Annotated in this window: 27 protein-coding genes and 1 pseudogene; 10 read left to right on the top strand and 18 right to left on the bottom strand. The window is 65.3% G+C overall.

What is annotated here, in order from left to right:
* Positions 1-9 precede the first annotated feature (9 nt).
* Together A7X65_RS10925 and A7X65_RS10930 are read right to left on the bottom strand one after the other, a co-directional pair.
* Complete coding sequence (locus tag A7X65_RS10925; protein WP_063684542.1) at positions 10-786, bottom strand: ABC transporter permease; 777 nt, start codon at positions 784-786, stop codon at positions 10-12.
* Complete coding sequence (locus tag A7X65_RS10930) at positions 786-1,643, bottom strand: ABC transporter ATP-binding protein (protein ID WP_063684921.1); 858 nt, start codon at positions 1,641-1,643, stop codon at positions 786-788. The genes A7X65_RS10925 and A7X65_RS10930 overlap by 1 nt, the downstream gene beginning before the upstream one ends.
* Positions 1,644-1,837: 194 nt before the next feature.
* Here A7X65_RS10930 and A7X65_RS10935 point away from each other — a divergent pair, with 194 nt between their 5' ends.
* On the top strand, positions 1,838-2,596 hold the full coding sequence (locus A7X65_RS10935) for a GntR family transcriptional regulator (protein ID WP_063684543.1): 759 nt from the start codon (positions 1,838-1,840) through the stop codon (positions 2,594-2,596).
* Here A7X65_RS10935 and A7X65_RS10940 read toward each other — a convergent pair.
* Positions 2,593-3,009: a nuclear transport factor 2-like protein gene (locus A7X65_RS10940; protein ID WP_063684544.1), complete on the bottom strand. Its 417-nt coding sequence runs from the start codon at positions 3,007-3,009 to the stop codon at positions 2,593-2,595. The two genes, A7X65_RS10935 and A7X65_RS10940, sit on opposite strands and share 4 nt — an antisense overlap.
* 148 nt (positions 3,010-3,157) lie before the next feature.
* On the opposite strand from A7X65_RS10940, the gene A7X65_RS10945 reads away from it, so the two are divergent.
* On the top strand, positions 3,158-4,399 hold the full coding sequence (locus A7X65_RS10945) for an amidohydrolase family protein (RefSeq protein ID WP_063684545.1): 1,242 nt from the start codon (positions 3,158-3,160) through the stop codon (positions 4,397-4,399).
* Here A7X65_RS10945 and A7X65_RS43810 read toward each other — a convergent pair.
* A pseudogene (locus tag A7X65_RS43810) lies at positions 4,390-4,464 on the bottom strand (hypothetical protein); the annotation flags it as partial. The gene A7X65_RS10945 and the pseudogene A7X65_RS43810 overlap by 10 nt on opposite strands.
* A gap of 14 nt (positions 4,465-4,478) precedes the next feature.
* On the opposite strand from A7X65_RS43810, the gene A7X65_RS10950 reads away from it, so the two are divergent.
* Both A7X65_RS10950 and A7X65_RS10955 read left to right on the top strand, forming a co-directional pair.
* Entirely contained in the window at positions 4,479-5,684 is a 1,206-nt protein-coding gene (locus tag A7X65_RS10950) for an amidohydrolase family protein (protein WP_063684546.1), read from the top strand.
* A gap of 157 nt (positions 5,685-5,841) precedes the next feature.
* Positions 5,842-6,147 carry a hypothetical protein gene (locus A7X65_RS10955; protein WP_063684922.1) on the top strand — a complete coding sequence of 102 codons (306 nt, stop codon included), beginning with the start codon at positions 5,842-5,844 and terminating at the stop codon, positions 6,145-6,147.
* A 27-nt stretch (positions 6,148-6,174) separates the two neighbouring features.
* On the opposite strand, the gene A7X65_RS10960 is transcribed toward A7X65_RS10955, so the two are convergent.
* From A7X65_RS10960 to A7X65_RS10990, 7 genes are all read right to left on the bottom strand, one after another.
* A complete protein-coding gene (locus A7X65_RS10960) occupies positions 6,175-7,089 on the bottom strand; it encodes a DUF1932 domain-containing protein (RefSeq protein WP_063684547.1) in 915 nt (304 codons plus the stop codon).
* On the bottom strand, positions 7,089-7,958 hold the full coding sequence (locus A7X65_RS10965; protein WP_063684548.1) for an ABC transporter substrate-binding protein: 870 nt from the start codon (positions 7,956-7,958) through the stop codon (positions 7,089-7,091). Before A7X65_RS10965 ends, A7X65_RS10960 begins: the two co-directional genes overlap by 1 nt.
* Before the next feature lie 21 nt (positions 7,959-7,979).
* Positions 7,980-8,663 carry a 4-carboxy-4-hydroxy-2-oxoadipate aldolase/oxaloacetate decarboxylase gene (locus A7X65_RS10970; protein WP_063684549.1) on the bottom strand — a complete coding sequence of 228 codons (684 nt, stop codon included), beginning with the start codon at positions 8,661-8,663 and terminating at the stop codon, positions 7,980-7,982.
* On the bottom strand, positions 8,660-9,373 hold the full coding sequence (locus tag A7X65_RS10975; RefSeq protein WP_063684550.1) for a PIG-L deacetylase family protein: 714 nt from the start codon (positions 9,371-9,373) through the stop codon (positions 8,660-8,662). Before A7X65_RS10975 ends, A7X65_RS10970 begins: the two co-directional genes overlap by 4 nt.
* Positions 9,374-9,445: 72 nt before the next feature.
* A complete protein-coding gene (gene dctA / locus A7X65_RS10980; protein ID WP_063684551.1) occupies positions 9,446-10,747 on the bottom strand; it encodes a C4-dicarboxylate transporter DctA in 1,302 nt (433 codons plus the stop codon).
* Positions 10,744-11,628 (bottom strand): amidohydrolase family protein, encoded by an 885-nt coding sequence (locus A7X65_RS10985; RefSeq protein WP_063684552.1) that lies wholly within the window; start codon positions 11,626-11,628, stop codon positions 10,744-10,746. Before A7X65_RS10985 ends, dctA begins: the two co-directional genes overlap by 4 nt.
* 29 nt (positions 11,629-11,657) lie before the next feature.
* A complete protein-coding gene (locus A7X65_RS10990) occupies positions 11,658-12,368 on the bottom strand; it encodes a TetR/AcrR family transcriptional regulator (RefSeq protein ID WP_063684553.1) in 711 nt (236 codons plus the stop codon).
* Between the two features lie 113 nt (positions 12,369-12,481).
* Between A7X65_RS10990 and A7X65_RS10995 the strand changes: the two genes are divergently transcribed.
* The 3 genes from A7X65_RS10995 to A7X65_RS11005 all read left to right on the top strand — a co-directional run bounded on the left by A7X65_RS10995 (position 12,482) and on the right by A7X65_RS11005 (position 15,340).
* On the top strand, positions 12,482-13,462 hold the full coding sequence (locus tag A7X65_RS10995; protein WP_063684554.1) for a tripartite tricarboxylate transporter substrate binding protein: 981 nt from the start codon (positions 12,482-12,484) through the stop codon (positions 13,460-13,462).
* Positions 13,463-13,470: 8 nt separating this feature from the next.
* Complete coding sequence (locus A7X65_RS11000; protein ID WP_063684555.1) at positions 13,471-14,271, top strand: ABC transporter substrate-binding protein; 801 nt, start codon at positions 13,471-13,473, stop codon at positions 14,269-14,271.
* A gap of 151 nt (positions 14,272-14,422) precedes the next feature.
* Complete coding sequence (locus A7X65_RS11005; RefSeq protein ID WP_063684556.1) at positions 14,423-15,340, top strand: PepSY-associated TM helix domain-containing protein; 918 nt, start codon at positions 14,423-14,425, stop codon at positions 15,338-15,340.
* 13 nt (positions 15,341-15,353) lie between these two features.
* On the opposite strand, the gene A7X65_RS11010 is transcribed toward A7X65_RS11005, so the two are convergent.
* Complete coding sequence (locus A7X65_RS11010; protein ID WP_063684557.1) at positions 15,354-16,496, bottom strand: mechanosensitive ion channel family protein; 1,143 nt, start codon at positions 16,494-16,496, stop codon at positions 15,354-15,356.
* Between the two features lie 125 nt (positions 16,497-16,621).
* Between A7X65_RS11010 and A7X65_RS11015 the strand changes: the two genes are divergently transcribed.
* A complete protein-coding gene (locus A7X65_RS11015; RefSeq protein ID WP_063684558.1) occupies positions 16,622-17,875 on the top strand; it encodes a DUF763 domain-containing protein in 1,254 nt (417 codons plus the stop codon).
* A gap of 18 nt (positions 17,876-17,893) precedes the next feature.
* Here A7X65_RS11015 and A7X65_RS11020 read toward each other — a convergent pair whose 3' ends face one another.
* The 4 genes from A7X65_RS11020 to A7X65_RS11035 form a co-directional block, all read right to left on the bottom strand.
* Entirely contained in the window at positions 17,894-18,127 is a 234-nt protein-coding gene (locus tag A7X65_RS11020; RefSeq protein ID WP_063684923.1) for a hypothetical protein, read from the bottom strand.
* 91 nt (positions 18,128-18,218) lie between these two features.
* Entirely contained in the window at positions 18,219-19,472 is a 1,254-nt protein-coding gene (locus A7X65_RS11025; RefSeq protein ID WP_063684559.1) for a cytochrome P450 family protein, read from the bottom strand.
* Between the two features lie 91 nt (positions 19,473-19,563).
* Positions 19,564-19,890: a hypothetical protein gene (locus A7X65_RS11030; RefSeq protein ID WP_063684560.1), complete on the bottom strand. Its 327-nt coding sequence runs from the start codon at positions 19,888-19,890 to the stop codon at positions 19,564-19,566.
* A gap of 97 nt (positions 19,891-19,987) precedes the next feature.
* The gene (locus tag A7X65_RS11035; RefSeq protein ID WP_063684561.1) at positions 19,988-20,761 is read right to left on the bottom strand and encodes a ferredoxin--NADP reductase; all 774 of its coding nucleotides are present in this window, start codon (positions 20,759-20,761) and stop codon (positions 19,988-19,990) included.
* A 157-nt stretch (positions 20,762-20,918) separates the two neighbouring features.
* Here A7X65_RS11035 and A7X65_RS11040 point away from each other — a divergent pair, with 157 nt between their 5' ends.
* Together A7X65_RS11040 and A7X65_RS11045 are read left to right on the top strand one after the other, a co-directional pair.
* Positions 20,919-22,115 carry an amidohydrolase family protein gene (locus A7X65_RS11040; protein ID WP_063684562.1) on the top strand — a complete coding sequence of 399 codons (1,197 nt, stop codon included), beginning with the start codon at positions 20,919-20,921 and terminating at the stop codon, positions 22,113-22,115.
* A 97-nt stretch (positions 22,116-22,212) separates the two neighbouring features.
* The gene (locus A7X65_RS11045) at positions 22,213-22,902 is read left to right on the top strand and encodes a hypothetical protein (protein WP_063684563.1); all 690 of its coding nucleotides are present in this window, start codon (positions 22,213-22,215) and stop codon (positions 22,900-22,902) included.
* A gap of 4 nt (positions 22,903-22,906) precedes the next feature.
* On the opposite strand, the gene A7X65_RS11050 is transcribed toward A7X65_RS11045, so the two are convergent.
* Together A7X65_RS11050 and A7X65_RS11055 are read right to left on the bottom strand one after the other, a co-directional pair.
* Entirely contained in the window at positions 22,907-23,287 is a 381-nt protein-coding gene (locus A7X65_RS11050; RefSeq protein ID WP_063684564.1) for a hypothetical protein, read from the bottom strand.
* Positions 23,288-23,464: 177 nt separating this feature from the next.
* Positions 23,465-23,920 (bottom strand): MarR family winged helix-turn-helix transcriptional regulator, encoded by a 456-nt coding sequence (locus A7X65_RS11055; protein WP_063684565.1) that lies wholly within the window; start codon positions 23,918-23,920, stop codon positions 23,465-23,467.
* Positions 23,921-23,926 lie beyond the last annotated feature (6 nt).

The raw sequence follows: 23,926 nt of genomic DNA on the forward strand, positions 1-23,926 counted from the left end.
TTGGAAAAATCAGGTGGCGATCACGTCGTTCTTGCGCGTGGCCCAGCCGGTGACCTGCCCTTCGATCAGCGAGAACACGACGTAGAGGGCGACGCCGAGGCCGGCGAGCACGAACAGGCCGGCGAACACCAGCGGCACGTTGAAATTCGAGGACGCGGTCATCATGACGTTGCCGATGCCGCGGTTGGAGGCGACGGTCTCCGACAGCACCGCGCCGACGAACGCGTAGGAGATCGCAACCTTCAGCGAGGCGAAGAAGAACGGCATGGTCCGGGGCAGACCGACGTTCCAGAGGATGTCGAACTTGCTGGCGCCGAGCGCCTTCAGCACGTCCTCGAGCTCGGGCTCGGTGGTCGCAAGGCCGGTGGCGATGTTGACGACGATCGGGAAGAAGCAGATCGACAGCGCGGTCAGCACCGCCGGCACCGTGCCGGAGCCGAACCACAGCACGAAGATCGGCACCACCGCGACCTTGGGGATCGAGGAGAAGCCGATCAGCAGCGGATAGCAGGTGTCATAAGCGGTCTTGGAGACCCCGATGATCGCGCCGAGGGCGACACCGAGCGCGACACCGAGGACGAAGCCGAACATGGTGGTGGCGAGCGTCTGCACGATGTGCGGCCACAGCACCGGAAAGCGCTGCACCAGCGTCACGAACACCTGCGAGGGCCGCGGCAGCACCAGGTCGGACATGCCCGTCATCAGGCAGAACAATTCCCAGGCGACGAAGAACAGCACGATCAGGCCCGCCGACCACGCCTTCTGCCTGATATCGATTCCGAACATCAGCCCGCCCCCTGTTGGCTAGCGCTGCGCGCATCCTCGATGAAGGCGCGCAGCTTCTGGTTCAGCGCGACGAAATCCGGCTCGAACGTCATGGCCACGGTGCGCGGGCGCGCAAACTCGACACGGCTGTCGTCGAGGATGCGGCCGGGACGCGCGCTCATCACGCAGATGCGGCTGGCGAGGAAGCCGGCCTCGCGCAGATCGTGCGTCACCAGCAGCACCGTCGGCTTGTGCGTCATCCAGAGGTTCTGGAGGATCGCCCACAGCTCCTCGCGGGTGAACTGGTCGAGCGCGCCGAAGGGCTCGTCCAGCAGCAGCATGCGCGGCTCATGGATCAGCGCGCGGCAGAGATTGGCGCGCTGGAGCATGCCGCCGGACAACTGCCAGGGATATCGGCTGCCAAACCCCTTGAGGCCGACCTGCTCCAGCAGCGCATTGGCCTTGTCGCGGAATTCGGTCTTGCGCAACTTGCGGAAATTCGAGCGGAACGGCTCGACGATCTTCAGCGGCAGCATGATGTTCCGCTCGATCGTCATCCACGGCAGCATGGTCGGGTTCTGGAACGCCATGCCGACCCGCAGCGCCCGCGCCGCCACCTCGCGGCCGCCGACGATGACGACACCGCTGGTCGGCTGCACCAGACCGCTGACGAGACGCAGGATGGTCGATTTGCCGCATCCGGACGGGCCGACCAGCGCGACAAACTCGCCGTCGGCGATCCGAAGGCTGGTCTTCGATAGAGCGGGCACGGCCCGGTCGCCGCGCCCGAAGGTCACGGACGCCTCGGACAGCTCGATGGCGGTGACGGCGGTGCCTTCCGGAACAGGCTGGCCGTCAAACTGGTCATTGGGTTGCATGCGCATCACAGCCAAAGTGCATGCAAGCTGGATGCCAGCCGCCGTCCCAAGCAAAATCAACGATCTGGCAGATCCCGGCGCCGGACGGGCGGATTCGATTTAGGCAATCCAGACATCAAACTGCATGCAATTGGTGCGCTGAACTGGCGTGCGCCTGTGCTATGGAGAGCCGTCACCCCCTACAGGATTCGCCGATGGCGGCGCGCGCAACCAGCAAGACTTCCGAATCGTCCGACAAGGTCAGCGTGATCTGCCGCGCGCTCAGGCGCGCCATCATCGAGCAGGCACTCGAGCCCGGCGCAAAGCTGCCCGAGGACTCGCTCGGCGAGCGCTTCGGCGTCAGCCGCACCATTGCGCGTCACGCCCTGGGGCAGCTCGCCGCCGAGGGCCTGGTCGAGCTCCGCCGCAATCGGATCGCGGTCGTTGCGACGCCGAGCTGGCAGGAGGCACGCGATGCCTTCGACATCCGCATCGAGCTGGAACGGCTCGTGGTGCGGCAGCTCGCGGGCAAGCTGACCAAGGCCCAGATCGCCGAGCTGAATGCCCATGTCGACGCCGAGGATCGGGCGCGCGGCGGCACGGATGCGGTCTCGATCCGCCTCGCCACCGAATTCCACATCCTGCTGGCGCAGATGACGAACAGTCCGATCCTGGTGCGCTATGTCAGTGAGGTCGCCTATCGCTGCTGCCTGACGCTGTCGCTCTACAGCCGGCCGCATTCCACCGAATGCGCCATCAACGAGCACCGCGCCATTATCTCGGCGCTCGCCAAGGGCGACGAGGCCAAGGTGATGGACTTGATGCATCATCACCTGGATTCCGTGGCCAATCGCGCGTTGGTGGCTCCCACCCCGCAGCGCGGCCGCGATCTGCTCGATATTCTCGCGCCCTATGCGGACGACGCCGCGAGCGACCGCGTCGTCAAGATGCCTAAACTGGCTCGAAGGGGCTAGGCTTCAATCCCGCGCTGGACGAGGATGCGCTCGGCGCTGTCGTTCCAGACATCCATCTTCACGATCTGCCCGCCCTTCACGACGAAGCGGTCGACATAGCGGTTGCCCTCGAAGGGCGTGCCGTCCATCCACTCGCCATAGAGTGTGCCGACGCTGTAGACGACGGTCTCGTCCGCGCCGGGGCAGACGTCGAACCGGTCCATCTTCTTCTTCACCCAGCGATAGCGCTTCGCATTGAAGCCGGTCGGCCCGCGCGGATGATCGAATTCGCGCCCGCCGGTGAAAGTGATCACCGTACCCGGCTTCATGTAGGCTGCTGCGGCGTCGGGATCGGGTATCATCGACGCCGTGAGATAGGCCTCCACGATCTCGGCATCGGTCATCGGGCGTTCGGCTTTTGCGGGGGCGGACATGGCGGGTTCTCCGGAGCGCCGGCATTCTACAATTCAGACCTCAAAGTGAATGCACATTTTTTGAACAATTCCGCTATAGAATTGCACACAATCTGGAGCTGCCTGCTCCCCCGGCTTCCGCTAGGCTAGCACACCTGAAACTGACGCCATGACCACCCAAGCCGCCTTTGACCTGATCTTCCGCAACGCGCTGTTGCGGTCATCCGCCGCACCCGTCGATATCGGCGTGACGGGCGGCCGTATCGCCGCGATCGCGCCCAGCCTCGCCTGCGAGGGCGTCGAGATCGACCTCGGCGGGCACCTCGCCCTGCCCGGCTTCGTCGACACCCACATCCATCTCGACAAGGCCTGCCTGCTCGGCCGCTGCGGGCACAATCATGGCAGCGTCTCGGAGGCCATCCGCGCCGTGGCCGGGATGAAGAAGGATTTCACCGTCGAGGACGTTTACGCGCGCGGCGCCCGCGTGCTCGAACGCGCCATCGTGAACGGCACGACGCGGATGCGCACCCATGTCGAGATCGACCCGCGCATCGGCCTGCGCGGCTTCGAGGCGGTGAAGGCGCTCAAGCGCGACCATGCCTGGGCGATCGACCTCGAACTCTGCGTCTTCCCGCAGGAAGGCCTGACCAACGACCCCGGCGCCGAGGAGCTGCTGATCCAGGCGCTGCGCGACGGCGGCGAGGCGATCGGCGGCTGTCCGTATATGGACACCGACCCGAATGCGCATCTGGAACGCATCTTCGATCTCGCGCAGGAGTTCGACATCGACGTCGACCTGCATCTCGACTTCGACCTCGATCCGTCCTGGTGGCATCTCGACGAGGTCTGCCGCCAGACCGAGCGGCGCAACTACGGGGGCCGCGTCGCGATCGGCCACGCCACGAAGCTGTCGGCCTTGCCGCCAGAGCGAATGAAAGCGGCGACCGCGCAGCTGGCGAGATCAGGCGTTGCCGTTACCGTGCTGCCCGCGACCGACCTCTATCTGATGGGACGCGAGGCCACCCACAATGCGCCGCGGGGGCTGACGCTCGCCCACAAGCTCGCGGGCGACGGCGTGCTGTGCTCGGTCGCGACCAACAACGTGCTCAATCCCTTCACGCCGTTCGGCGATGCCTCTCTGCTGCGGATGGCGAACTTCTACGCCAATGTCGCGCACGCCTCGGTCAGCGATTTCGACACCTGCCTGGATCTGGTGACCGAGCTGCCGGCGCGGCTGATGAACCTCGATGACTACGGCATCAAGGTCGGCAATCCCGCCGACCTGATCGTGCTCGATATCAAGGACAGCCGCTTTGCCATCGCCGAACTGCCCGACGTGATGATGGGATTCAAGGGAGGCCGGCAGACGTTTGAACGGAAGCGGCCCACGCTGCTCCGTCCCGAACGCTGAACGCCCTTGACGTCCCGGCATCTTGCGCCTTGCGCGCAGGTCGCGCGACACTCATCCCAATCCATCACGGAGGAACCAAATGGCCTTCGACACCATCTTCCTGAACGCGCGGCTTGACGGCGGCGCCCGTCATCATATCGCGGTCAAGGACGGCCGCATCGCCGCGATCGCTCCGATCGACCAGCCGCCGGCCGGGGCCGAGACCATCGACCTCGACAACGCCCTCGTCGTTCCCGGCTTCGTCGAAGGCCACATACATCTCGACACCAGCTTCTATGGCGACGTCTGGCGGCCGCACAAGCCCTGCACCGATGGTTTCAACGTGCATGAGCGCGTCGCCTTCCAGGCCCAGAACATGGCCGAAGCGGCGCCGACGGACGTGCGTGCGCGCAACCAGCTCGATCTCTGCATCGGACACGGCACCACGCAGATGCGCAGCCACGTCATGGTGGACGGCTCGGTCGGTCTGAAATCGCTCGAGACGATTCTGCGCGTGCGGGACGAATACAGGGGCTTGATCGACATCCAGCTCGTCGCCTTCCCCCAGAGCGGCATCCTGGCGAGCCCGGGCACGCCGCAATTGCTGGACGAGGCCATCGGGCTCGGCGCCAATCTCGTCGGCGGCCTCGATCCGGCGAGCTTCGACCGCGACGTCGAAAAGCATCTCGACGTCGTGTTCGGCGTCGCCAGCAAGCACGGCGTCGATGTGGACATCCATCTGCACGACATGGGCACGCTCGGCGCCTTCGAGATCGAGCAGATCGCGGCGCGCACCCGTGCGCTCGGCATGGAAGGCCATGTCGCCATCAGCCACGCCTACGGGCTCGGCGATATTCCGGCGGACTACCTCAAGAAGATCGCCGACAACCTGGCCCGGTCCGGCGTGGCGATCATGACCAACGCCCCGGGCGCCCGGCCCTTCCCGCCGATCCTCGCGTTGCGCAAGGCCGGCGTCACCGTGTTCAGCGGCAACGACAACATCCGCGATTCCTGGTGGCCGTACGGCGACGGCGACATGCTGCGGCGGGCGACCACGCTCGGCTATCGCTCGGGCTTCAACATCGACGAGGAACTGCGTGCCGCGTTCGACGTCGTCACGGAGGCCGGCGCCAAGGCGCTGCGGCTCGAAGGTTACGGCCTGCGCGTCGGCGCCAAGGCCGATTTCGTCACGCTGCAGGCGGCGCACGTTCCCGAGGCCGTGGTTGCGGTGCCGCAGGGCCGCGCCGTTTACAAGGCAGGTATGCTTGTCGCTTCTAACGGTACGATTGTCGGGAAACGTCGCTGATCGCAGGGCCTTCGAGGCGGTTTTTCCGCCGATTTTCCCGAAAATCCGAGTCCGGTAGAATCCCGGACCGTAACCCAACGCATTGTGAGAACGGCCGCGCTGACCGTACTTGGACACGCGCACTGATCATCTGCGTTCTTTTGGGGAAGTTATGGATATGTTCAGCGCATTCAGCAGCATTGATTACCGTTCGATCCGGGCCAGCACGCCCGCCGAGGCGGCCGTGAAGCGATTGAACGGCATCGGCGAAGTGCTCTCCAGCCTCGATCTCTCGGCGATCCACACGCAGGACGAGATGGCCCGCGCTTTGTGGACACTCGACACCGCCGACAAGTGCATTCGCATGATCCTGACCGAGTTCGGAACCGAGCGCACCAGGGACGTCGTCCGCGAGGCCGCGAGCCTGACCGATTTGATCGAGCAAGCCCGCGACGAAGTCTCCAGCCATCGCGACGGCGGCTAGCCTCTGAGCTGAGCAGCCGCGCGGGGTCTACCGCTTGATCTTCGCCAGGATGCGATCCGCCTCGGTGCGCCAGTCGGCACTACGGGCGAACGCCTGCGTTCCCTTTGTCCCGAACAGGCCCTCGTCAGCGAGATCGGCAACCCAGGCCTGACGCTCGGCCGTGCCCTGCGCGGACCAAGGCGTCAGCCCCGCCTCGCGCACGGTCTCTGCGACCTCGCGCACTTCCTCGGCGCGGCGGCGGCCGTGCTCGATCACGCGCTGGAAGCAATAGGCGCCCTGCTTCTCCCAATCGATGGCGGGGAATGTCTCGGCGAGTGACGCCAGCACGGCGTCTTCGACACCATAGGCGCGCGCGGTCGTAAAACTCTCGATGACCATGGCCTCGAGGCCCTTGATCATGATGCTGCGGCACATCTTCACCGCCGAGGAGACGCCCAGCTTGTCGCTGGCGACCTTGGCCGCAAAACCAATCGCATTCAGGAGCGGCTCCAGCTCTCTTGCGCCGGCGCCTCCGAGCAACAGCGGCACCTTGATCCGATACGGCGGCACCGACGTCATCACCGCGCCCTCGACATAGCGCCCGGCCGCGCCGTCGATCAGCGCCGCGGCGCGCTGCTTGGCACCGGGTGAGGCCGAGTTGAAGTCGAGGAACCAGGTGCCCTGGTTGAGCGCAGCTCCGCAGGCCTTCGCGACCGGCACGGCCTGGCTCGCAGTCACCGCGGAGATGATGAAGTCGGATTTCGCCGTCAGCTCGGCGTGGGAGGCCGCAAGCGTCACGCCGTGCCTTGCGGCATGCTCCTGCAGCGGTGCGCCCTGCTCGCCGCCGAGCTTGATGTCATAGGCTGAGACCTTGATGTCCTGCTGGCGCAGATCCTCGGCCAGGATCCGGCCGACCTCGCCATAGCCGACCAGCCCTATCTGCCATCGCTTCGGATCAGCCATCAGTTCAATCCTCGTGTCGTGGCGTCGAACAGCTCCTCGACCGCATAGCGGCGCGGGATCAGTGCCTGCTGGAATGCGTAGTCGACGATCAGCTCGAGCGGCTTTCTGTTGGCTTCGATCCCGAATGGCAGGAGATCGGGTGTTGCCGCCGGCCCCACCTGCTCCTTGTTCCGCTTTAGCAGATCATAGACGCCGGCAACGACATCAGGACGCGATTTCGCGAGGCTCTCGGTCACGACCACGAGATGATTGACCGGTACGACACCGCGCCGCGCATACCATTTTGCGGCTTCCGCGGCCGGATCGGGGAAGATCGGCTTCAGCTTGGGATTATCAGAGGTCTCGCCGAGGACGGCATCGAGCTCGCCATCGAGCAGCATCTGCAGCACCTTCTTGTCCTTCGGCGCGCGCTCGGTGGTGTCGACATATTCGGCGACGTGCGGGTCCTCGAACGTCACCCATTTGATCTTGTCGAGATCAACGCCGTAATCGTTGGCCAAAATGCCCCTGATCCAGGCGCCGGTCGTCGTCGTGAACGAGCGGATGCCGACGCGCTTGCCTTCGAGATCGGAAGGACCGAGCGTTCCGTGCGCGGGATTGTAGAGCGCGTAGGAATGCTGGAAGCGGCCGAGCATGGTCGCCGGCAGCAGCACCAGCGGCTTGCCATGGGCTTTCGCCATCAGATAGGTGACGATCGCCATCTCGCAGACGTCGAACGCCTGCTCGCGCACCATCGGCTTGAACGCCGTGTTGGTCGGCGCGTACTCGATGAAGTCGAGATCGAAGAGGTCGGAGCGGAGCGCGCCACTCTTCACCGCCTGGACGTGAGGGTGGCTGCCGATCACGGCCTTCAGCTTCGGACGATCCATCGGTGCGCTCCGTGACTTTCTTCAGACGTCCTCGGGATTGTCGACATAGACGAGCCCGGCCTTCGCCAGTGCCTCGCGCATGCTGTACATGTCGAGGCCCAGCTCGCCCGAGGCCAGCCGCTTGCGCTTGCCGCCCTCGTCCGCGTTGCGCTTCTTCGCCTTCTCGGCGACCTCGGCGGCATAGCGCTTCGGCACCACGACGACGCCGTCGTCATCGGCGACGATGATGTCGCCGGGATCGACGTTGACGCCGGCACACACCACGGGGATGTTGACCGAGCCGAGCGTGGCCTTCACCGTGCCCTTGGCCGAGACCGCGCGCGACCACACCGGGAAATTCATCTCGTGCAGCGCTTTGACGTCGCGGCAGCCGGCATCGATGATCAGCCCCTGCACGCCGCGCGCCTGCAGCGAGGTCGCGAGCAATTCGCCGAACATGCCGTCGGTATTGTCGGTGGTGCAGCCGACGACGAGGATGTCGCCCTTCTTGCACTGCTCGACAGCGACATGGATCATCCAGTTGTCGCCGGGCTGCGCCAGCACTGTGACGGCGGGACCGGCAATCGACGCGCCCGCCCAGACCGGACGCAGATATGGCTTCATCAGGCCGATGCGGCCATAGGCCTCGTGCACGGTCGAGACACCGTACTCCGCCATCCCCGCGGGATCGGCTCGCTTGATGTTGCGAACGACGACGGGCTTCATGCCAGTTCCTCCGCGACGGTCGGGAACAGGCGCTGATAGGCCTCGCCATAGGTCATGGGCACGCCGGTGTTGCGGCTGCCCTGGATGCCGCGGTTGAGTGCCACGCGCTCGTAATATCCCCAGAGATGCTTTTGCGCGGCGAGGATCTGGAACGCCTCGTACTTCTCCTTCCAGACCTCGTCGATCTTGAGCAGCAGGTCCGGCTTGTAGTTACACTGCTCGGGCTGGTGCGGCTCGAACAGGAACACCGGCGGCGCGGAATATTTGTACTGCGCGCCGGGCTTGTGGCCCATCGCCTGCGCCACCACGCGGGTCTCCTGCGCGAAATGCGCCGCGTTCGGATGGTCGAAATTATAGGGGTCTTCCAGCGCGTGGGTCAGCACGAAGCTCGGGTTGAGCTCGCGGTAGATGTCGACCATGCGGTCGAAATGCGCTTCCGTCAGCTTCAAGGGATAGTCGCCGCAATCGAAGAACTCGATCTCGGCACCGAGCAGCTTGGCCGCCCGCTCCGCCTCGTCCTTGCGTCCAGCCTTGACCGATTCCAGCGTCGCGCCCTTCTCCTTCCAGGCGAACTGGCTCTCGCCGCGCTCGCCGAAGGACATGCAGACGATCTTCATGCGATAGCCCTTCTTCGCATGCAGCGCGATGGCACCGCCGGCGCGCCAGACGAAATCGCCGGGATGGGCAGTGACGACAAGACCTGCTTTCATGGGAGAACTCCCCTCTTTCTTTCGTTCGTAAACATCATAAGCCGCCCGCCTCACGCCGGCAGCAGGTTCATTTCAAGCGACGGCGGCCGCAGCGTCCTCGCCGTCAAGCACGCGTCTCAATCGCGCGCCGTCGAGCGCACCTTCCCATTTGGCGATCGCGATGGTCGCGACCGCGTTCCCGATCAGATTGGTGGGCGTCAGCCCCTGCGACATCAGGCGGTGGATGCCGAGCACCAGCGCCACGCTCGTCACCGGAATCGTGCCGGTGGCCGACAGCGTCGCCGCGAGCACAACGAAGGCGGCGCCCGCGATCCCCGCCGCGCCCTTGGAGGTCACCAACAGGATCAGCAGGAGCTCGATCTGCTCGCCGAGCCCGAACGGCGTGTTGGTCGCCTGCGCCAGGAACACCGAGGCGGCGGCAAGGTAGAGGCAGGTGCCGTCGAGATTGAAGGAGTAGCCGGTCGGGATCACCAGCCCGACCACGCTCTTTTCGCAGCCGGCCTTCTCCAGCTTGGTCAGCATCCGCGGCAGCACCGTCTCCGACGAGGTCGTGGCGATGCAGATCAAGAGCTCTCCCCAGATGTAGCGGATCAGCTTGAGCAGCGAGAAGCCGCACAGCCGCGCGACGGGGCCGAGCGCGATGACAATGAAGACGACGCAGGTCAGATAGAAGCCGCCCAGGAGCTTGCCGAGCGAGGCCAGCGATCCGACGCCGAACTTGCCCACCGTGAAGGCGATCGCGCCGAACGCGCCGATCGGCGCCGCCCACATCACGAAGCCGACGACGGCAAACACCATCCTGGCGGCGATGTCGATCAGATGCACCAGCGGCGCGGCCCTCTCGCCGAGCTGCACCAGCGCAAAGCCGCACAGCACGGAGATGAACAGCACCTGGAGGATGTTGCCTTCGGCAAAGGCGCCGATGAACGTCGCGGGTACGATGTTCATCAGGAACGGCACGAAGCCGATGGCGCCGGTCTGCTTGACGTAAGGCTCGATCGCGCTGGCATTGATGCTGGCGGGATCGATGTTCATGCCGACGCCGGGCCGGAGCAGGTTCACGGCGACGAGACCGATGATCAGCGCGATCGTGGTCATGATCTCGAAATAGATGATCGCCTTCACCGCGACGCGCCCGACCCGTGCCATGTCGGCCATGTGCGCAATGCCGTGCACGACGGTGCAGAAGATGATCGGCGCGATCAGCATCCGGATCGCCTTGATGAAGGTATCACCCAGCGGCTGCATCCTGGCGCCGGCCTCGGGATTGACGATCCCAAGCGCGATGCCGGCCGCCATGGCGATGAGCACCTGGATCCAGAGCTCCTTCCACCAGGCGCGGCCGCGCGGCTTGTCGATCGCGATCGCCGTCATCGGTCGAACTCGAACAGGCGCGCGGGGTTATCGACCAGGATCTTCTGCTGGAACTCCGGCTCCGGCGCGAACAGCGGAATGAGATCGACGAGGTCGCCGTCATTCGGCATCACCTTGACGTTGGGATGCGGCCAGTCGGTGCCCCAGATGACGCGGTCGGGCGCGGTCTCCAGGATCTTTCGCGCAAACGGCACGGCGTCGGTGAATGGCGGGCCGGCCGACGAGACGCGCTCGGAGCCGCAGATCTTGACCCAGCACTTCTCGTCACGCTGCATCAGCTCGATCAGGATTCTGAACGGCAGCTGGTCGAGCCCTTCGGACGCCTTCACCCGCCCCATGTGGTCGATGGTGTAGCTGAGTGGCAGCCTGGTCAGCATGTCCGCGTATTCAGGCAAATCGATCGCGTCGAAATGCAGGTCGATGTGCCAGCCGAGCGGCGTGACCATCGCGATGATGCGGTCGAACACGCGCTTGTCGGGAACGCCGCCGAGATGGCGGACGAAATTGAAGCGGCAGCCGCGGAAGCCGCCCTCGTGCAGCACGCGGAGCTCGCGCTCGGTGATGCTGTCGTCGATGTTGGCGACCGCGCGATAGGCTCCATTACTCTGCGCAATCGCATCGAGCGCCACGCTGTTGTCGGTGCCATGCACGCTGGCATTGACGATGACGGCACGCTCGACGCCGAGCTTTGAATGCAGGGTGCGAAAATCCTCCAGCGGCGCATCGGGCGGCGTGTAGGAACGGTCAGGCGCATAAGGATATTTCGCGCCGGGCCCGAAGATATGGCAATGCGCGTCGCAGGACAGTTTTGGAAGCTTGAACTTCGGCGTGCGCGTATTCGGATCGGGCGGCGGAATGGTCGGCGTGTACAACATCGTCATCACTTCAACCGCCGAACGAGAGTGCTTCTTCAGGCCTTGCTGGTGACAGCCGGCCGCCGCCGTGCCGGTGCGGCCTGGTCGAGCGCCGGCGCCTGGAACGCGGCGACGGTGGCCTGCACCAGCTGCTCGATCGCGCCCGCGGCATCGCTGCCATCGGCCTCGCCGCGCGACAGGCGCGAGACGCGGTCCGGCGTCACCAGCGAATAATAGAGTGCGCCGAGCAGGAAATGGCTGCGCCAGACGATGTCGGTGCGCGGAATATGCGGCAGGCTCTCGTGGATCGCGTCGATGAAGGCGTGGCTGGTGTCGTCGAAGGTCTGCGCGATGATTTTTCGCGCGACTTCGTTGCCTTCCGCCGACATCACCGCGCGCAGCCGCGTGAAGCGCGCCCCGCCGCCGGCAAGATCGCTGCCCGAAGTGAAGGCGGGCACGACATAGGCGCGCACGATCGCCTCCAGCCGGTCCTGCAGATCGCGCACGCGTTTTGCGGCGGCCAGCAGCTCGGAGCGGCGCAGGTTCATGGGACCGCAATGCCGCCGGTAGATTTCCAGCAGCAGGCCGTCCTTGGTCTTGAAATGATAGGTCACGCTGCCGGGATTGGCCCCGGCGGCCTGCGCGATGTCGCGCACCGAGACGGCATTGAAGCCGTTGGTGGCGAACAGCTCCTCGGCCGCGGCGAGGATCGCCTCGCGCATGTTCGGCTTGCGGGCCGTTTCCTTGCTGGTGGGCTTGCGTACCATGTGATTTGTACTATCGTACAAAAGATCAGGTCTCGTCAACAAAAACCATGGGTATCGCCCGGACGGCTTCGAGACCGCCGTCCGCGCGCAAACGACCTCTAGGAGTGCTGGGAATGCTGGGTTTGAACAAGACAATCGCCGGCTTGATGCTGGGCGCCGGCCTGCTGCTGGCGGGTAGCCCCGCGCAGGCGGCCGACAATTATCCGAGCAAGCCGGTGCACATTCTGGTGCCCTACGCCGCCGGCGGCGCGGTCGACGTCCTCGCCCGCACGCTCGCCCAGGCGCTGGCCAAGACCTGGGGCCAGCAGCCCGTGGTCGACAACCGTCCGGGCGCCGGCGGCATCGTCGCCTCGCAGGCGCTGACCCAAGCCGCCCCCGACGGCTACACGCTGATCCTGGTCGCCAGCGGCCATCCGCTCAACCAGTTCATCTATCCGAGCGTGCCCTACGACACCTTCAAGGACTTCACCGCGATCACCGAGGTCGCCTCCTCGCCGCTCGCGATCGTGGTGGCCAAGGACAGCCCCTACAAGACGCTCGGCGATCTCCTGGCCGCCGCCAAGAAGGAGCCGGACAAGCTCTCCTATGGCATATCCGGTAACGGTACGTCGGCGCATCTGGCCGGCGAGCTCTTGAAGCACATGTCCGGCACGAAGATCCTGGCGATTCCCTACAAGGGCGGCGCGCCGGCGCTGACCGCCGTGATTGCCGGCGAGATCCCGCTCAGCATCAATCCGCTGGCGGAGGCGATCGGCCAGCTCGAAGGCGGCCCGGTGCGCGCGCTCGCGGTGACCTCGGCCGAGCGCTCCAAGGCACTGCCGAGTGTTCCGACGGTCGCCGAATCCGGTGTCCCCGGCTACGACGTTTCGGTGTGGTGGGGCGTGCTGGGCCCGGCAAAGATGCCGCCTGAGATCGTAACGAAGCTCGAGACCGATCTGAAGGCGGCGCTCCAGGATCCGAACGTGCTGTCGACGCTCAGCAAGATCGGTGCAGCCCCGGTCGGCTCCTCCGCCAAGGAGTTTGACGCCTACATGCACGCCGAGGCGACCAAGTGGGAGCCGGTGCTCAAGGCCGCCAACATCAAGGCGCAGTGAGGTCTCCGATGAGAACCTTTTCTGGACGCCTCGCGCGCACCGCCCTGCTCGCGGCCGCGATCATTGGCCTCGTTGGCGCGCCCGCGCGCGCCGACGGCGAAGCAAAACTGCTGGCGCCGAGCGGCACCTTGCGTGTCGGCATCTATGCGGGCAGCCCGACCTCGATGGTGACGGATACGAGCGGAAAGCCGCACGGCCTCGCCTACGACCTCGGCGGCGAGCTGGCCAAACGGCTCGGCGTCGGCGTCGACTATGTCCGCTTCCAGCGCGTCGCCGACATCGTCACCGCGATCCACGACGGCCAGGTCGATTTCACCGTGACCAACGCCACGCCGGCCCGCGCCAATGACGTCAGCTTCAGCCAGCCGGTGCTCTCGATCGAGCTCGGCTATCTCGTCCCCGCGAACTCGCCGCTCGCCAAAGTCGAGGACATCGACAGACCGGCCGTGAAGATCGGCGTCACCAAGGGCTCGACCTCGGAGCGAACGCTGCCGGCGAAATTCAAGAACGCTACCATCGTTCCCGCCGAGAGCGTCAAGGTCGCCATCGCCATGTTCGGCCGGGGCGAGATCGATCTCTACGCCACCAACAAGCCGACGCTGTTCGAGATGTCCGACCAGATGCCGGGCGCGAAAATCCTCGACGGCAATTGGGGTGCCGAGCACATGGCGATCGCGATCCCCAAAGGACGCGAGGATGCGCTCCCCCTGCTCAACCGCTTCGTGACGGAGGAGCAGTCCTCCGGCGCGCTGGACAAGATCCAGCAGCAGGCAGGCCTCCGCGGCGCGAGCAAGGCGACGCGCCAGTAGGTCTCGAAAACCTGCGAACGATTGGCGATCGCAGGATCGCCAATCGTTCGGATTCCATTTGCTGCAAATCAACGCAACAATATGGACAAAGCGTCATTTGTCTTCGGCGCTGCGTTGGGCAACCAAAGCCTGGCATCGCCGGAGACAGAGAATGAGCAAACCTGTGTTGTTGACACTCCATCGCTGGATCACGCTGGTCTTTGCACTTCCCCTGTTCGCGGTCATCGCAACCGGACTGATCCTGTCCTTCGAGCCGCTGGTGCAAGTCAGTGGCACCAAGGGTCCTGCCATCGATCCCGGACGCGTCATCGAGCTGGTGAAGACGTACGATCCGGACGGCAAGGCGCGCGGAGTTTCGATCAATGCGGCTGGTCAGCGGATGACGCTGCAGGGCTCCGGCACCCTGGCGATCGACCTCGCGACCGGCGCACCTGCCGTTGCCGGCTTCGGCCTCGGCGATCTTTTCCTGTGGGCGCGGATCACGCACGAACGGCTGCTTGGCCAGGCGTGGCTGGTTACAAGCTCGACCGTCGCCATGGTCACGCTGATGGTGCTCGGCATCGTCATGGGACTGCCGCGGCTGCGCAACACGCTCTCCGGATGGCACAAGGGCACAGCCTGGTTCGCGCTGCCGCTAATCCTGCTCAGCCCGTTGACCGGCCTGGCCATGGCGTTCGGCCTGACGTTTCAGAACGGAGCCGCTCCGGCCGGCGCTGGACGACCGATTGCCCTTCTCGAAGCCGTTCGCATGGTCGCGGACCAGCACGATCTCACCCAAGTAATCTCGATCGGCACGCGCGGCGGCCGCATCATGGCGCGGCTCTACGACGGCGGCGAGCTGCGCGCCTACGCCGTCACTTCGAGCGGTGTCACGCCGCTGCCCCGCAACTGGCCGCGCCTGATCCATGAAGGAAACTGGTCGGCCCGGATCGCCTCGCCCCTCAATGTGATCACCTCGGTCGCGCTTCTGACGCTGCTGACGACAGGCCTGCTGATCTGGGGGCGGCGGAAGCTGCGCAAGCCGCGCCCGCGCGCCGGCAGGCAAGCCGCCGTCGCCGGAGCTGCCTAGCCCCCTGCCCCGTTCAGTTGCGTGCGCTCGCCCGCATCTTCTCCGGCGGCACGATGCCGCGCACGAGGTCGGCATCGTCGTTGCCCGAAGGGACCAGGATCGCGCGTTCGCGCGGCAGCGCTTCCGGCATCTCGTCACGAATGAAGGCGATCAGCTTCTCCCGCATTTCGCAGCGCAAGTCCCAGGATTGCGGCGCATTCCGGGCGCTGACCAGCGCGCGGAGCTCGATGGTGCGTGAATCCGCGTCGATCACCTGGAGATTGACGACGGCGCCATCCCACAGTTTCGACTGCTTCACCGCCTCCTCCAGCCAGCGCCGGATCCGCGGCACGTCGGCGCGATAGTCGACATGGAGCGCGATCACGCCGATCAGGGACGCGGTGTCGCGGGTCCAGTTCTGGAACGGCTTTTCGATGAAGTAGGACAGCGGCACCACCATGCGGCGCCAGTCCCACAGCCGGATCACGACATAAGTGGAGGCGATGTCCTCGACCCAGCCCCACTCGTTCTCGATGATCACGGCATCCTCGATCCGGATCGGCTGGGTGATGGCGATCTGCAGGCCCGCGATGAGGTTGCTGAGCAACGGACGGGCGGCAAGACCGACGATGATACCGGCAGCTCCTACGGAAGCGAACAGGCTGACGCCGTATTGCCTCACTGAGTCGAACGTCATCAGGGCGGTGGAGACCGTGATGATGACGATGATGATGTCGGTCACGCGCTTGAACACGCGCACCTGCGTGACATGCTTGCGCGCGATGAGATTCTCGCTGACGTCGCGAAAATTCTGCAAGTAGCGCGCCGCGCTCATGTCGACGACCCGGATCGAGATCCAGCCGATCAGGGCGATGAAGGCGACGACGAACAGACTCGTCAGCGGCGTGCGGAAGGCATCGCTCAGCGGCGCAAGCGGCAACACCAGCGCGACGGCGGCAAGACACAGCGCCAGTTGAGCCGGCCCGGACGTGCGCTCGATGAACACGCCCAGGAGCGGAAGTCGGGTTCTGAAAGCGCGATTGAGCAGCCAGACCGCGAGCCGATAGAAAGTCAGGGCGAGCAGGATCGCCGCTGCGACCAGGCCGAGACCGATGAACCATGTTGGTATCCACCCGAACATCCTGTCGATGTCGGCCATGAGGGCCTGCCAATTCATTCACGTTCCCGGATTGCATTTGCTGAAAGCGCTCAACGCCTCCCGGCCGGCTTCGCTCCCACACTCCGTGCAACGCAGCATTCCTCTGGTGCAACCGTGCCCGTTTGCGCTATTCCTAGGCATCCATGACCAGACGAACCGGCAGCGCCGATCTTCCTCTCCACACCGGGCGGGTTCCGCCGTGGCTCGCAAGCCGCATGGCGACGCTCGGCGCGGTCGTCACGCAGGCGATCGTGCATCATTACGGCCGCGATGCATTCATGCAGCGCCTGTCGCATCCGTTCTGGTTCCAGTCGTTCGGCGCGGTGATGGGGATGGACTGGCATTCCTCGGGGATCACCACCTCGGTGATCGGCGCGCTGAAGCGCGGGCTCGGCCCGCTCCAGGACGAGCTCGGCATCTATGTCTGCGGCGGCCGTGGCCAGCATTCGCGCAAGACGCCCGACGAGCTGCTGCAACTCGGCGACCGCGTCGGCTTCGACGGCGCGATGCTGACGCGTGCCAGCCGTCTCGTGGCCAAGGTCGACAGCGCCGCGGTGCAGGACGGCTTTGATCTCTACCTTCACGGCTTCTTCGTCACCACCGAGGGTAAATGGACGGTGGTGCAGCAGGGCATGAACGGCGACAAGCGCCAGGCCCGCCGCTACCACTGGCATTCGGAAGCGCTGAAGAGCTTCGTCGATGCGCCGCACAGCGCGATCGACGGCCCGCAGCAAGGCGAGATCGTCAATCTCACCGACCATCGTGCCGACGTCTCGCGTACCGCACAGCTTGAGCTGCTGAGCGATCTCGGTCCCGATCGCATTCTCACCGAATTCGAACGGCTCACCGGTACCGCGCCCGAGCCTGCGCAGGCGATGCTGCCGCATCTGATCATGCCCTCCCATCACGAGGTCCGGCCCAAGGATGTGTTCGCGCGGCGCCTGCACGGTACGCTGGCTGCGGCGGCCGAGCGCGGCCCGGTCGACTTTCCGGAATTGCTGCTGACGCCCGGCGTCGGCGCGCGCACCGTGCGCTCGCTGGCAATGGTGGCCGAGGTCGTGCACGGCGCACCCTATCGCTTCACCGACCCCGCGCGCTTCTCGCTCGCCCATGGCGGCAAGGACCGGCATCCCTACCCCGTCCCGATCAAGGTCTATGACGAGACCATTCGCGTGCTGAAAGGCGCAATCCAGAACGCAAGGCTCGGTCGCGAGGAAGAGATGCAGGCGATCAGGCGCCTCGACGACCAGGCGCGGCGGCTCGAGCGCAGCGCGAGCGGTCCGTCCGTCGAAGCCTATATTGCCGGTGAACGCGCCGCCTCGCCCGATCTCGACGGCCGCTCGGTATTCGGATGGGAGCGTGATCTGGTTTCTTCCAGGAAGTCGACCGGCTCCTGAGCGCGCCAGCGCATCGGCCTACTCTTCCGACTCCTCGTCGTCCGTGAACCGGTTGGCCGAGTGGTCCTGATATTGCTCGGTCTGGATGAACTTGCTGTCCATGCCTCTGATGTCGGAATGCTGCGCCTTGTCGCGGTTCGACAGGATCATGTTGTCGCCGATCTTGTCCTTGGGAATGTCCGTCAACGCTCCATTGCCTGCGCCCTTGCCGTGCGCGCCTGAACCGATATGCGTCTTGCCTCCGTGGGGCATGGATTGCTCCATCATGATTGTCCACATCGGGCCAACGCAGGCACCGCGGAGTTTGTTTCGCGGTTGCATCAGGGAACGATGAAGTTCCCTTTCAGCTTGCGAGCAGTTGCTCTTCCGCGCGCGGCTGCGATTTCACGCCAGCATCGGCCACCACGGGCAGTTTCGCTATCATGCGAATCCCCGGCCGCCTGCGCCAGTGAATCTGCGAGGCATCGACCGCAAGGCCAAGCCGCGGCCAGCGCGTGAACAAGGCCTGCAGCGCGCTCGCAGCCTCGATGCGCGCGAGCTGGTGCCCGAGGCAGAAATGGATCCCCGTGCCGAAGGACATGTGGCGGTTGGGCTTGCGTTCGAGATCGAGCCGCTCCGGCTGGTCGTGCACCGCAGGGTCCATGTTCGCCGCCGCGAGCATGACCATGACGCGGTCGCCCTTCTTCAGGCGCACGCCGTCCAGCTCGACATCCCGCCGCACATAGCGCGGTTTCGAGAACTGAACCGGCGAGACGAACCGCAGGAACTCCTCGACGGCGAGCGAGGCGCGGCTCCAGTCCTCCTCCAGCCAGTCACGCAGACCGGGGTTCTTCAGCAGCTCGTAGACCGACCCGCTGATCAGATGCGTCGTCGTCTCCGAGCCCGCCGCGAGCAGCAGGAATACCATCGCCACCATCTCGTCCGGCGTGATCTGCCCGCCCTCGCGCTCGACCTGCACCAATTCGGCGATCAGCCCCTCGCCGCCCTGCTCGCGCGCGAGCTGCAATTGCCCCTGCAGATAGCGTCGCATCTTGCGCAGGGCGAACATCAGGCGGACGACGCTGACGATGTTGGTCAGCGAAGACATCGCGTTGGCCCAGGCGATGAACCGGGCGCGATCGGCCATGGGCAGGCCGAGCAGTTCGCAGATGACCGACAGCGGCAGGATGCGCGCATAGCGCTCGACGAGATCGGCCGGAGCTCCGCCCACGAACAACTCCGCGGCAAGATCGTCGGCAATGGCGCGGATGCGCGGCTCCATCGCCACGATCGCACGGCGGCGGAAGGCCTCGTCCACGATGCCGCGCAGCCGCGTGTGGTCCGGCTCATCCATCGTCAGCATGTTGTTGGCGATGGTCGTGACGAGCTTCGGCATCCACCAACGCAGCCCTGCCACGTCGCCATCCTCCTTGCGGAGAGTGAAGGTCGCATTGTCCTTCAGCACCTGCGCGGTGGCGTCATGGGTCGTCGTGATCCAGACGTCGCCGACCAACGGAAAGCGCGTCGCCACCAGGGGGCCCTGCGCGCGCAGCGCCGCGATGGCCTTCGGCGGATCGCGAAAGAAGGCCTCGCTGGTGAAATCGAGGCGCGGGGTCATGGAATCACCGGCGGTTGTTGCGCCTCAACCAGATGGGATGCGGAGCAGCCGGCGCAAGGCCGGAACTCTCGTTCCGCCCGACGCGTAGGACCTAGCCGCGCCCCGGCGAGCGGTGGCCGGTCTTGCGCTGCTGCTGGTTGGTATAGGAGTCCCAATGGCTCCAGCTGCCGTTGCTGAGGCTTTGCACGTCGGTGCCGAGCGGACGTCGCGTGCGCTTGTCGTGATCGGCGATCGCACGCTCGGACTGCGCGATCTTGCGCTTGAGTTCCGCGATCGCCTTCTGGGTCTGGCCGTTCCGCTTCGAGGACGCGATCTCGCCCATCGTGAAGCGCGCGGTCTCGAGCGCCTTCAGCTCGGCGCGGTTCTTCTTCAACTGAACCCGATGCCAGGCGATGTTGCTGTCGCTGTCCGCAACCATGTGGGAACTCCCGCTGATTCGCTCCCACAAGTGTATCAAGCGCCGAATCGACGCGGCAACGCCCGCCAGAGGGCGAAAATACGGTCTTATTGCGGGCTTACCGCTCGGCGAAGGCCTTCTCGACCACGAACTGGGCCGGTTCGCCGTGGTTGCCCTCGACGAAGCCGCGCTCGCCGAGCAGCACGCGGGTGTCCGCCACCAGCGCCGGGCTGCCGCAGATCATGACGCGGTCATGAGCGGCTTCCAGCATCGGCAGGCCGATATCGCTGAACAGCTTGCCCGAGGTGATGAGGTCGGTGATGCGGCCGCGGTTGCGGAAGGGATCGCGGGTCACCGTGGGGTAGTAGATCAGCTGGTTCTGGATGTACTCGCCGAGCAGCTCGTCCTTCGGCAGGTGCTCGGTGATCATCTCGCCATAGGCGAGTTCCTTCACGTGCCGGCAGCCGTGCAGCAGCACGACCTTCTCGAACCGCTCGTAGGTCTCGGGGTCCTTGATGACGCTCAGGAACGGGGCAAGGCCGGTGCCGGTGCCGATCAGGTAGAGGTTGCGCCCCTCTTCCAGGTTGTCGATGACGAGCGTGCCGGTGGCCTTGCGGCTGACGATGATCTCGTCGCCTTCCTTCAGATGCTGGAGGCGCGAGGTCAGCGGACCATCAGGCACCTTGATCGAGAAGAACTCCAGCGTCTCCTCGTAATTGGCGCTGGCGACGCTGTAGGCCCGCAGCAGCGGCTTCTCGCCGACCTTGAGCCCGATCATGGTGAACTCGCCGTTGCGGAAACGGAAGGTCGGGCTGCGGGTGGTCTTGAAGGAGAACAGCGTGTCGGTCCAGTGGTGGACGCTCAAAACGCTTTCCTGATTGAAATTGCTCATCTCACCTATCCGTGTCGCGTCTATGCGGTTCCGAGGCGGGCAGCTATGCGTCGTTTGTACACGATCATTCGTACACTAATGAATAATCCTGCTTGATCCCGCGGTCAAGGCTGCCCAAGATCGAAAGCGTTGCAGTTAGGAATAAGGAGCCCTTTCCATGGCGCATGACGCCCCCCAGGCCACCGGACCCTCGAAGCTCGTGATCCGGAATATCGGCCTGATCCTGTCCGGCGCCCTGGAAAAGCCGATCCTGGACGGCGACACCATCGTCGCCGAGAACGGCAAGATCACCGCGATCGGCCGCTACAAGGACCTCAACACCGAAGGCGCGACCACCATCGTCGAGGCCAACGGCACCACGGTCGCGCCGGGCCTGATCGACAGCCACGTCCATCCCGTCGCGGGCGACTGGACGCCCCGCCAGAACCAGATCGGCTGGATCGACAGCAATCTGCACGGCGGCGTCACCACGATGATTTCCGCCGGCGAAGTGCACATGCCCGGCCGCCCGCGCGACGTCGTCGGGCTGAAGGCGATGGCCATCTTCGCCCAGCGCGCCTTCTGGAATTTGCGGCCCGGCGGCGTGAAGGTTCACGCCGGCGCGCCGGTGATCGAATGCGAGATGGTCGAGGAAGATTTCAAGGAGCTCGCGGCCGCCGGCGTCAAGCTGCTCGGCGAAGTGGGCCTCGGCGGCGTCAAGGACGGCCCCACCGCGCGCAAGATGGTCGGCTGGGCCCGCAAATACGGCATCCAGAGCACGATCCACACCGGCGGCCCCTCGATCCCCGGCTCCGGCCTGATCGACAAGGACGTCGTGCTGGAGGCCGACACCGACGTGGTCGGCCATATCAATGGCGGCCACACCGCCCTCCCCGACGATCAGATCCGCTGCATCTGTGAAGGGTGCAAGCGCGGGCTCGAGATCGTTCACAACGGCAATGAGCGTTCGGCCCTGTTCACGCTGCGCATCGCCCGGGAAATGGGTGACCTGCACCGGGTCATCCTCGGCACCGACGCGCCCGCCGGCTCGGGCGTGCAGCCGCTCGGCATTTTGCGCATGGTCTCGATGCTGTCCTCGCTCGGCGACCTGCCGGCCGAACTCGCCTTCTGCCTCGCCACGGGTAACACCGCGCGGATGCGGCAGCTCGACTGCGGTCTGATTGAAGTCGGCCGCTCCGCCGATTTCGTCGTCATGGACAAGGCCCAGCACTCGCCCGGCAAGAACATCCTGGAGAGCGTCCAGCTCGGCGACCTCCCCGGCATCGGCATGACCATCATCGACGGCATCGTGCGCACCCAGCGCAGCCGCAACACGCCGCCGGCCGGCCGGGTGCCGGAAATCGTGGCGAAGTGACGCAGCCTTCAAGGCGTTGAACAAGACCGCTGCCTGCGGCGTCTAACGCAGGCAGCCCTCGGCGGCGGCAGTTCATTGCTGGACCATCGAGGGGGACATGAAAAGCTCATCGCGAATAGCGGCCGGCGTTGCCGGCGCGGTGGCGGGTTATGTCGCGACCTTCGTGCTGTTCTCCCTGTTCGATTTCGGCAACCGGGCGGACCCGATCACGTCGGGTCTGCTGGGATTGTTCGTCTACGCCCCGACGGGTGCAATCGGCGGCGCGGTGTTCGCCAGCTGGCTGGTGACGCGTCCGGGGAAGGACCCGGGCAATGACGGCGTTGCGCGCAACACCCTGAAGTCGCTCGGCGTCGTCGGCCTGCTCTGCATCGCCGCTGTTGGCACCTACCTGGCCGTCGCCTACATGACGGCCACGCCCTGGCTCAACCGCAACGGCGCCAATCCACTGCTCGTGTTCGAGGTGCGCTTTCCGGCCGGGGTTAAAGTGCCGGCGTCATCGCAAGGCATCACCATCGAATTGCAAACTGATCTGAACACCATGCCGGGTGAAGTGAACCCGGCCGGCTTCTATCGTGACGGCGACCAAGCCGTCATCGCCGGCGAGGTCGAGCTGGCGTTTCGCACCTCGCACCGGCAGCTCGCGGTCACCATCCAGGGACAACCGGGCCGGCTCTATCCGATCGATCTGACCGCCCGCGCGCCGCATACACCGGAGTTCGGAACATGGCGGCGGCTCAACGACGGCAGCGAGATCCGTTACCGCGCCAAATGGCCGGGGAAGACGTGAGGGATCAGCGCTTCTTCGCGATCTCACATCGCACATAGGTCTGGCGCTTGGCCTGCCCAACCGGGCCGTTGTCCATCACCAGCCTGCCGTCCGCGGCGATGGACACGCGAGGATTGGAGCGAAACTTCTCGCCCTCGCCTTCGCAGGCGAGCTTCATGTTCCAGCCGAGCTTGCCGTCGGCCGTGATCTCGCCGGCGCGGCAGCGCGTCTCGTACCAGTACAGGCGGTTGCCGCCTTCGATGCTCATCCGGTTGGGGCTGTCGTCATTGCGGCAGTCCTTTTTGGTCGAGGCCCAGAAGCCTTCGTAAGGCTGCGCGGCAATGGCGGGCACGCATTGGACCGCAAGTGCCAACAGAACCATTGCAAACTGAGTCGCCGCTCTCATGACCAAAAACCCTCGATAATCCTATATCGAGGTTAGTCGCGAACCCCGGCAGCTCGTTCAACTGCCGTAGGGTGGGCAAAGGCGCGAAGCGCCGTGCCCACGATCTCTTTCTCATTGAGAAGAATGGTGGGCACGCTTCGCTTTGCCCCCCCTACGAGACAGTCTACGACACCGCCCTCACCGCAGCTTGTTCAGCAGCGCCATCAGGGTCTCGCGCTCCCTGGCGTCGAGCGGTGCCAGCGTCTCGCGGGTGATCGCCAGCGCGTTGGGGGCGAGTTTCTCCGCGAGCTGCTGCCCCGCCCGGGTCAGGCTGACCAGCAGACGGCGGCCGTCCTCGGGATCCTGGCTGGTCTCGGTCAGCCCGCGCGCCGTCAGGCGGTCGATCACGCCCTTGATGGTCGCGACATCCATCGCCGTCAGCCGGCCGAGCTGGTTCTGCGAGCACGGCCCGGTCTCGGCGAGCTTCGACAGCGCCGCCCATTGCGTCGGTGTCAGATTGGTGCCGATGTCGCGGGAGAAGATCGAGCTGTGGCGCTGCCAGACCTGGCGCAGGATGAAGCCGACCTGCTCGTCGAGCACGTAAGGCGGTTTTGCCGGTTTGACGCTCTTCTTGACTGCTGAGCTTCTCGCCATCCGTCC

This window comes from Bradyrhizobium stylosanthis, from assembly GCF_001641335.1.
GTDB lineage: Bacteria > Pseudomonadota > Alphaproteobacteria > Rhizobiales > Xanthobacteraceae > Bradyrhizobium > Bradyrhizobium stylosanthis.

Coding starts and splice junctions, on each gene's coding strand:
- A7X65_RS10985 (WP_063684552.1), bottom strand. CDS start 11,628: ATGACGATGTTGTACACGCCGACCATTCCGCCGCCCGATCCGAATACG.
- A7X65_RS10950 (WP_063684546.1), top strand. CDS start 4,479: ATGGCCTTCGACACCATCTTCCTGAACGCGCGGCTTGACGGCGGCGCC.
- A7X65_RS11015 (WP_063684558.1), top strand. CDS start 16,622: ATGACCAGACGAACCGGCAGCGCCGATCTTCCTCTCCACACCGGGCGG.
- A7X65_RS11055 (WP_063684565.1), bottom strand. CDS start 23,920: ATGGCGAGAAGCTCAGCAGTCAAGAAGAGCGTCAAACCGGCAAAACCG.
- A7X65_RS11030 (WP_063684560.1), bottom strand. CDS start 19,890: ATGGTTGCGGACAGCGACAGCAACATCGCCTGGCATCGGGTTCAGTTG.
- A7X65_RS10975 (WP_063684550.1), bottom strand. CDS start 9,373: ATGAAAGCAGGTCTTGTCGTCACTGCCCATCCCGGCGATTTCGTCTGG.
- A7X65_RS10995 (WP_063684554.1), top strand. CDS start 12,482: ATGCTGGGTTTGAACAAGACAATCGCCGGCTTGATGCTGGGCGCCGGC.
- A7X65_RS11005 (WP_063684556.1), top strand. CDS start 14,423: ATGAGCAAACCTGTGTTGTTGACACTCCATCGCTGGATCACGCTGGTC.
- A7X65_RS11045 (WP_063684563.1), top strand. CDS start 22,213: ATGAAAAGCTCATCGCGAATAGCGGCCGGCGTTGCCGGCGCGGTGGCG.
- A7X65_RS11010 (WP_063684557.1), bottom strand. CDS start 16,496: ATGAATTGGCAGGCCCTCATGGCCGACATCGACAGGATGTTCGGGTGG.
- A7X65_RS10935 (WP_063684543.1), top strand. CDS start 1,838: ATGGCGGCGCGCGCAACCAGCAAGACTTCCGAATCGTCCGACAAGGTC.
- A7X65_RS10955 (WP_063684922.1), top strand. CDS start 5,842: ATGTTCAGCGCATTCAGCAGCATTGATTACCGTTCGATCCGGGCCAGC.
- A7X65_RS10940 (WP_063684544.1), bottom strand. CDS start 3,009: ATGTCCGCCCCCGCAAAAGCCGAACGCCCGATGACCGATGCCGAGATC.
- A7X65_RS10965 (WP_063684548.1), bottom strand. CDS start 7,958: ATGGATCGTCCGAAGCTGAAGGCCGTGATCGGCAGCCACCCTCACGTC.
- A7X65_RS11040 (WP_063684562.1), top strand. CDS start 20,919: ATGGCGCATGACGCCCCCCAGGCCACCGGACCCTCGAAGCTCGTGATC.
- A7X65_RS10945 (WP_063684545.1), top strand. CDS start 3,158: ATGACCACCCAAGCCGCCTTTGACCTGATCTTCCGCAACGCGCTGTTG.
- A7X65_RS11000 (WP_063684555.1), top strand. CDS start 13,471: ATGAGAACCTTTTCTGGACGCCTCGCGCGCACCGCCCTGCTCGCGGCC.
- A7X65_RS10960 (WP_063684547.1), bottom strand. CDS start 7,089: ATGGCTGATCCGAAGCGATGGCAGATAGGGCTGGTCGGCTATGGCGAG.
- A7X65_RS11035 (WP_063684561.1), bottom strand. CDS start 20,761: ATGAGCAATTTCAATCAGGAAAGCGTTTTGAGCGTCCACCACTGGACC.
- A7X65_RS10970 (WP_063684549.1), bottom strand. CDS start 8,663: ATGAAGCCCGTCGTCGTTCGCAACATCAAGCGAGCCGATCCCGCGGGG.
- A7X65_RS11020 (WP_063684923.1), bottom strand. CDS start 18,127: ATGCCCCACGGAGGCAAGACGCATATCGGTTCAGGCGCGCACGGCAAG.
- A7X65_RS10990 (WP_063684553.1), bottom strand. CDS start 12,368: ATGGTACGCAAGCCCACCAGCAAGGAAACGGCCCGCAAGCCGAACATG.
- dctA (WP_063684551.1), bottom strand. CDS start 10,747: ATGACGGCGATCGCGATCGACAAGCCGCGCGGCCGCGCCTGGTGGAAG.
- A7X65_RS11050 (WP_063684564.1), bottom strand. CDS start 23,287: ATGAGAGCGGCGACTCAGTTTGCAATGGTTCTGTTGGCACTTGCGGTC.
- A7X65_RS10925 (WP_063684542.1), bottom strand. CDS start 786: ATGTTCGGAATCGATATCAGGCAGAAGGCGTGGTCGGCGGGCCTGATC.
- A7X65_RS11025 (WP_063684559.1), bottom strand. CDS start 19,472: ATGACCCCGCGCCTCGATTTCACCAGCGAGGCCTTCTTTCGCGATCCG.
- A7X65_RS10930 (WP_063684921.1), bottom strand. CDS start 1,643: ATGCAACCCAATGACCAGTTTGACGGCCAGCCTGTTCCGGAAGGCACC.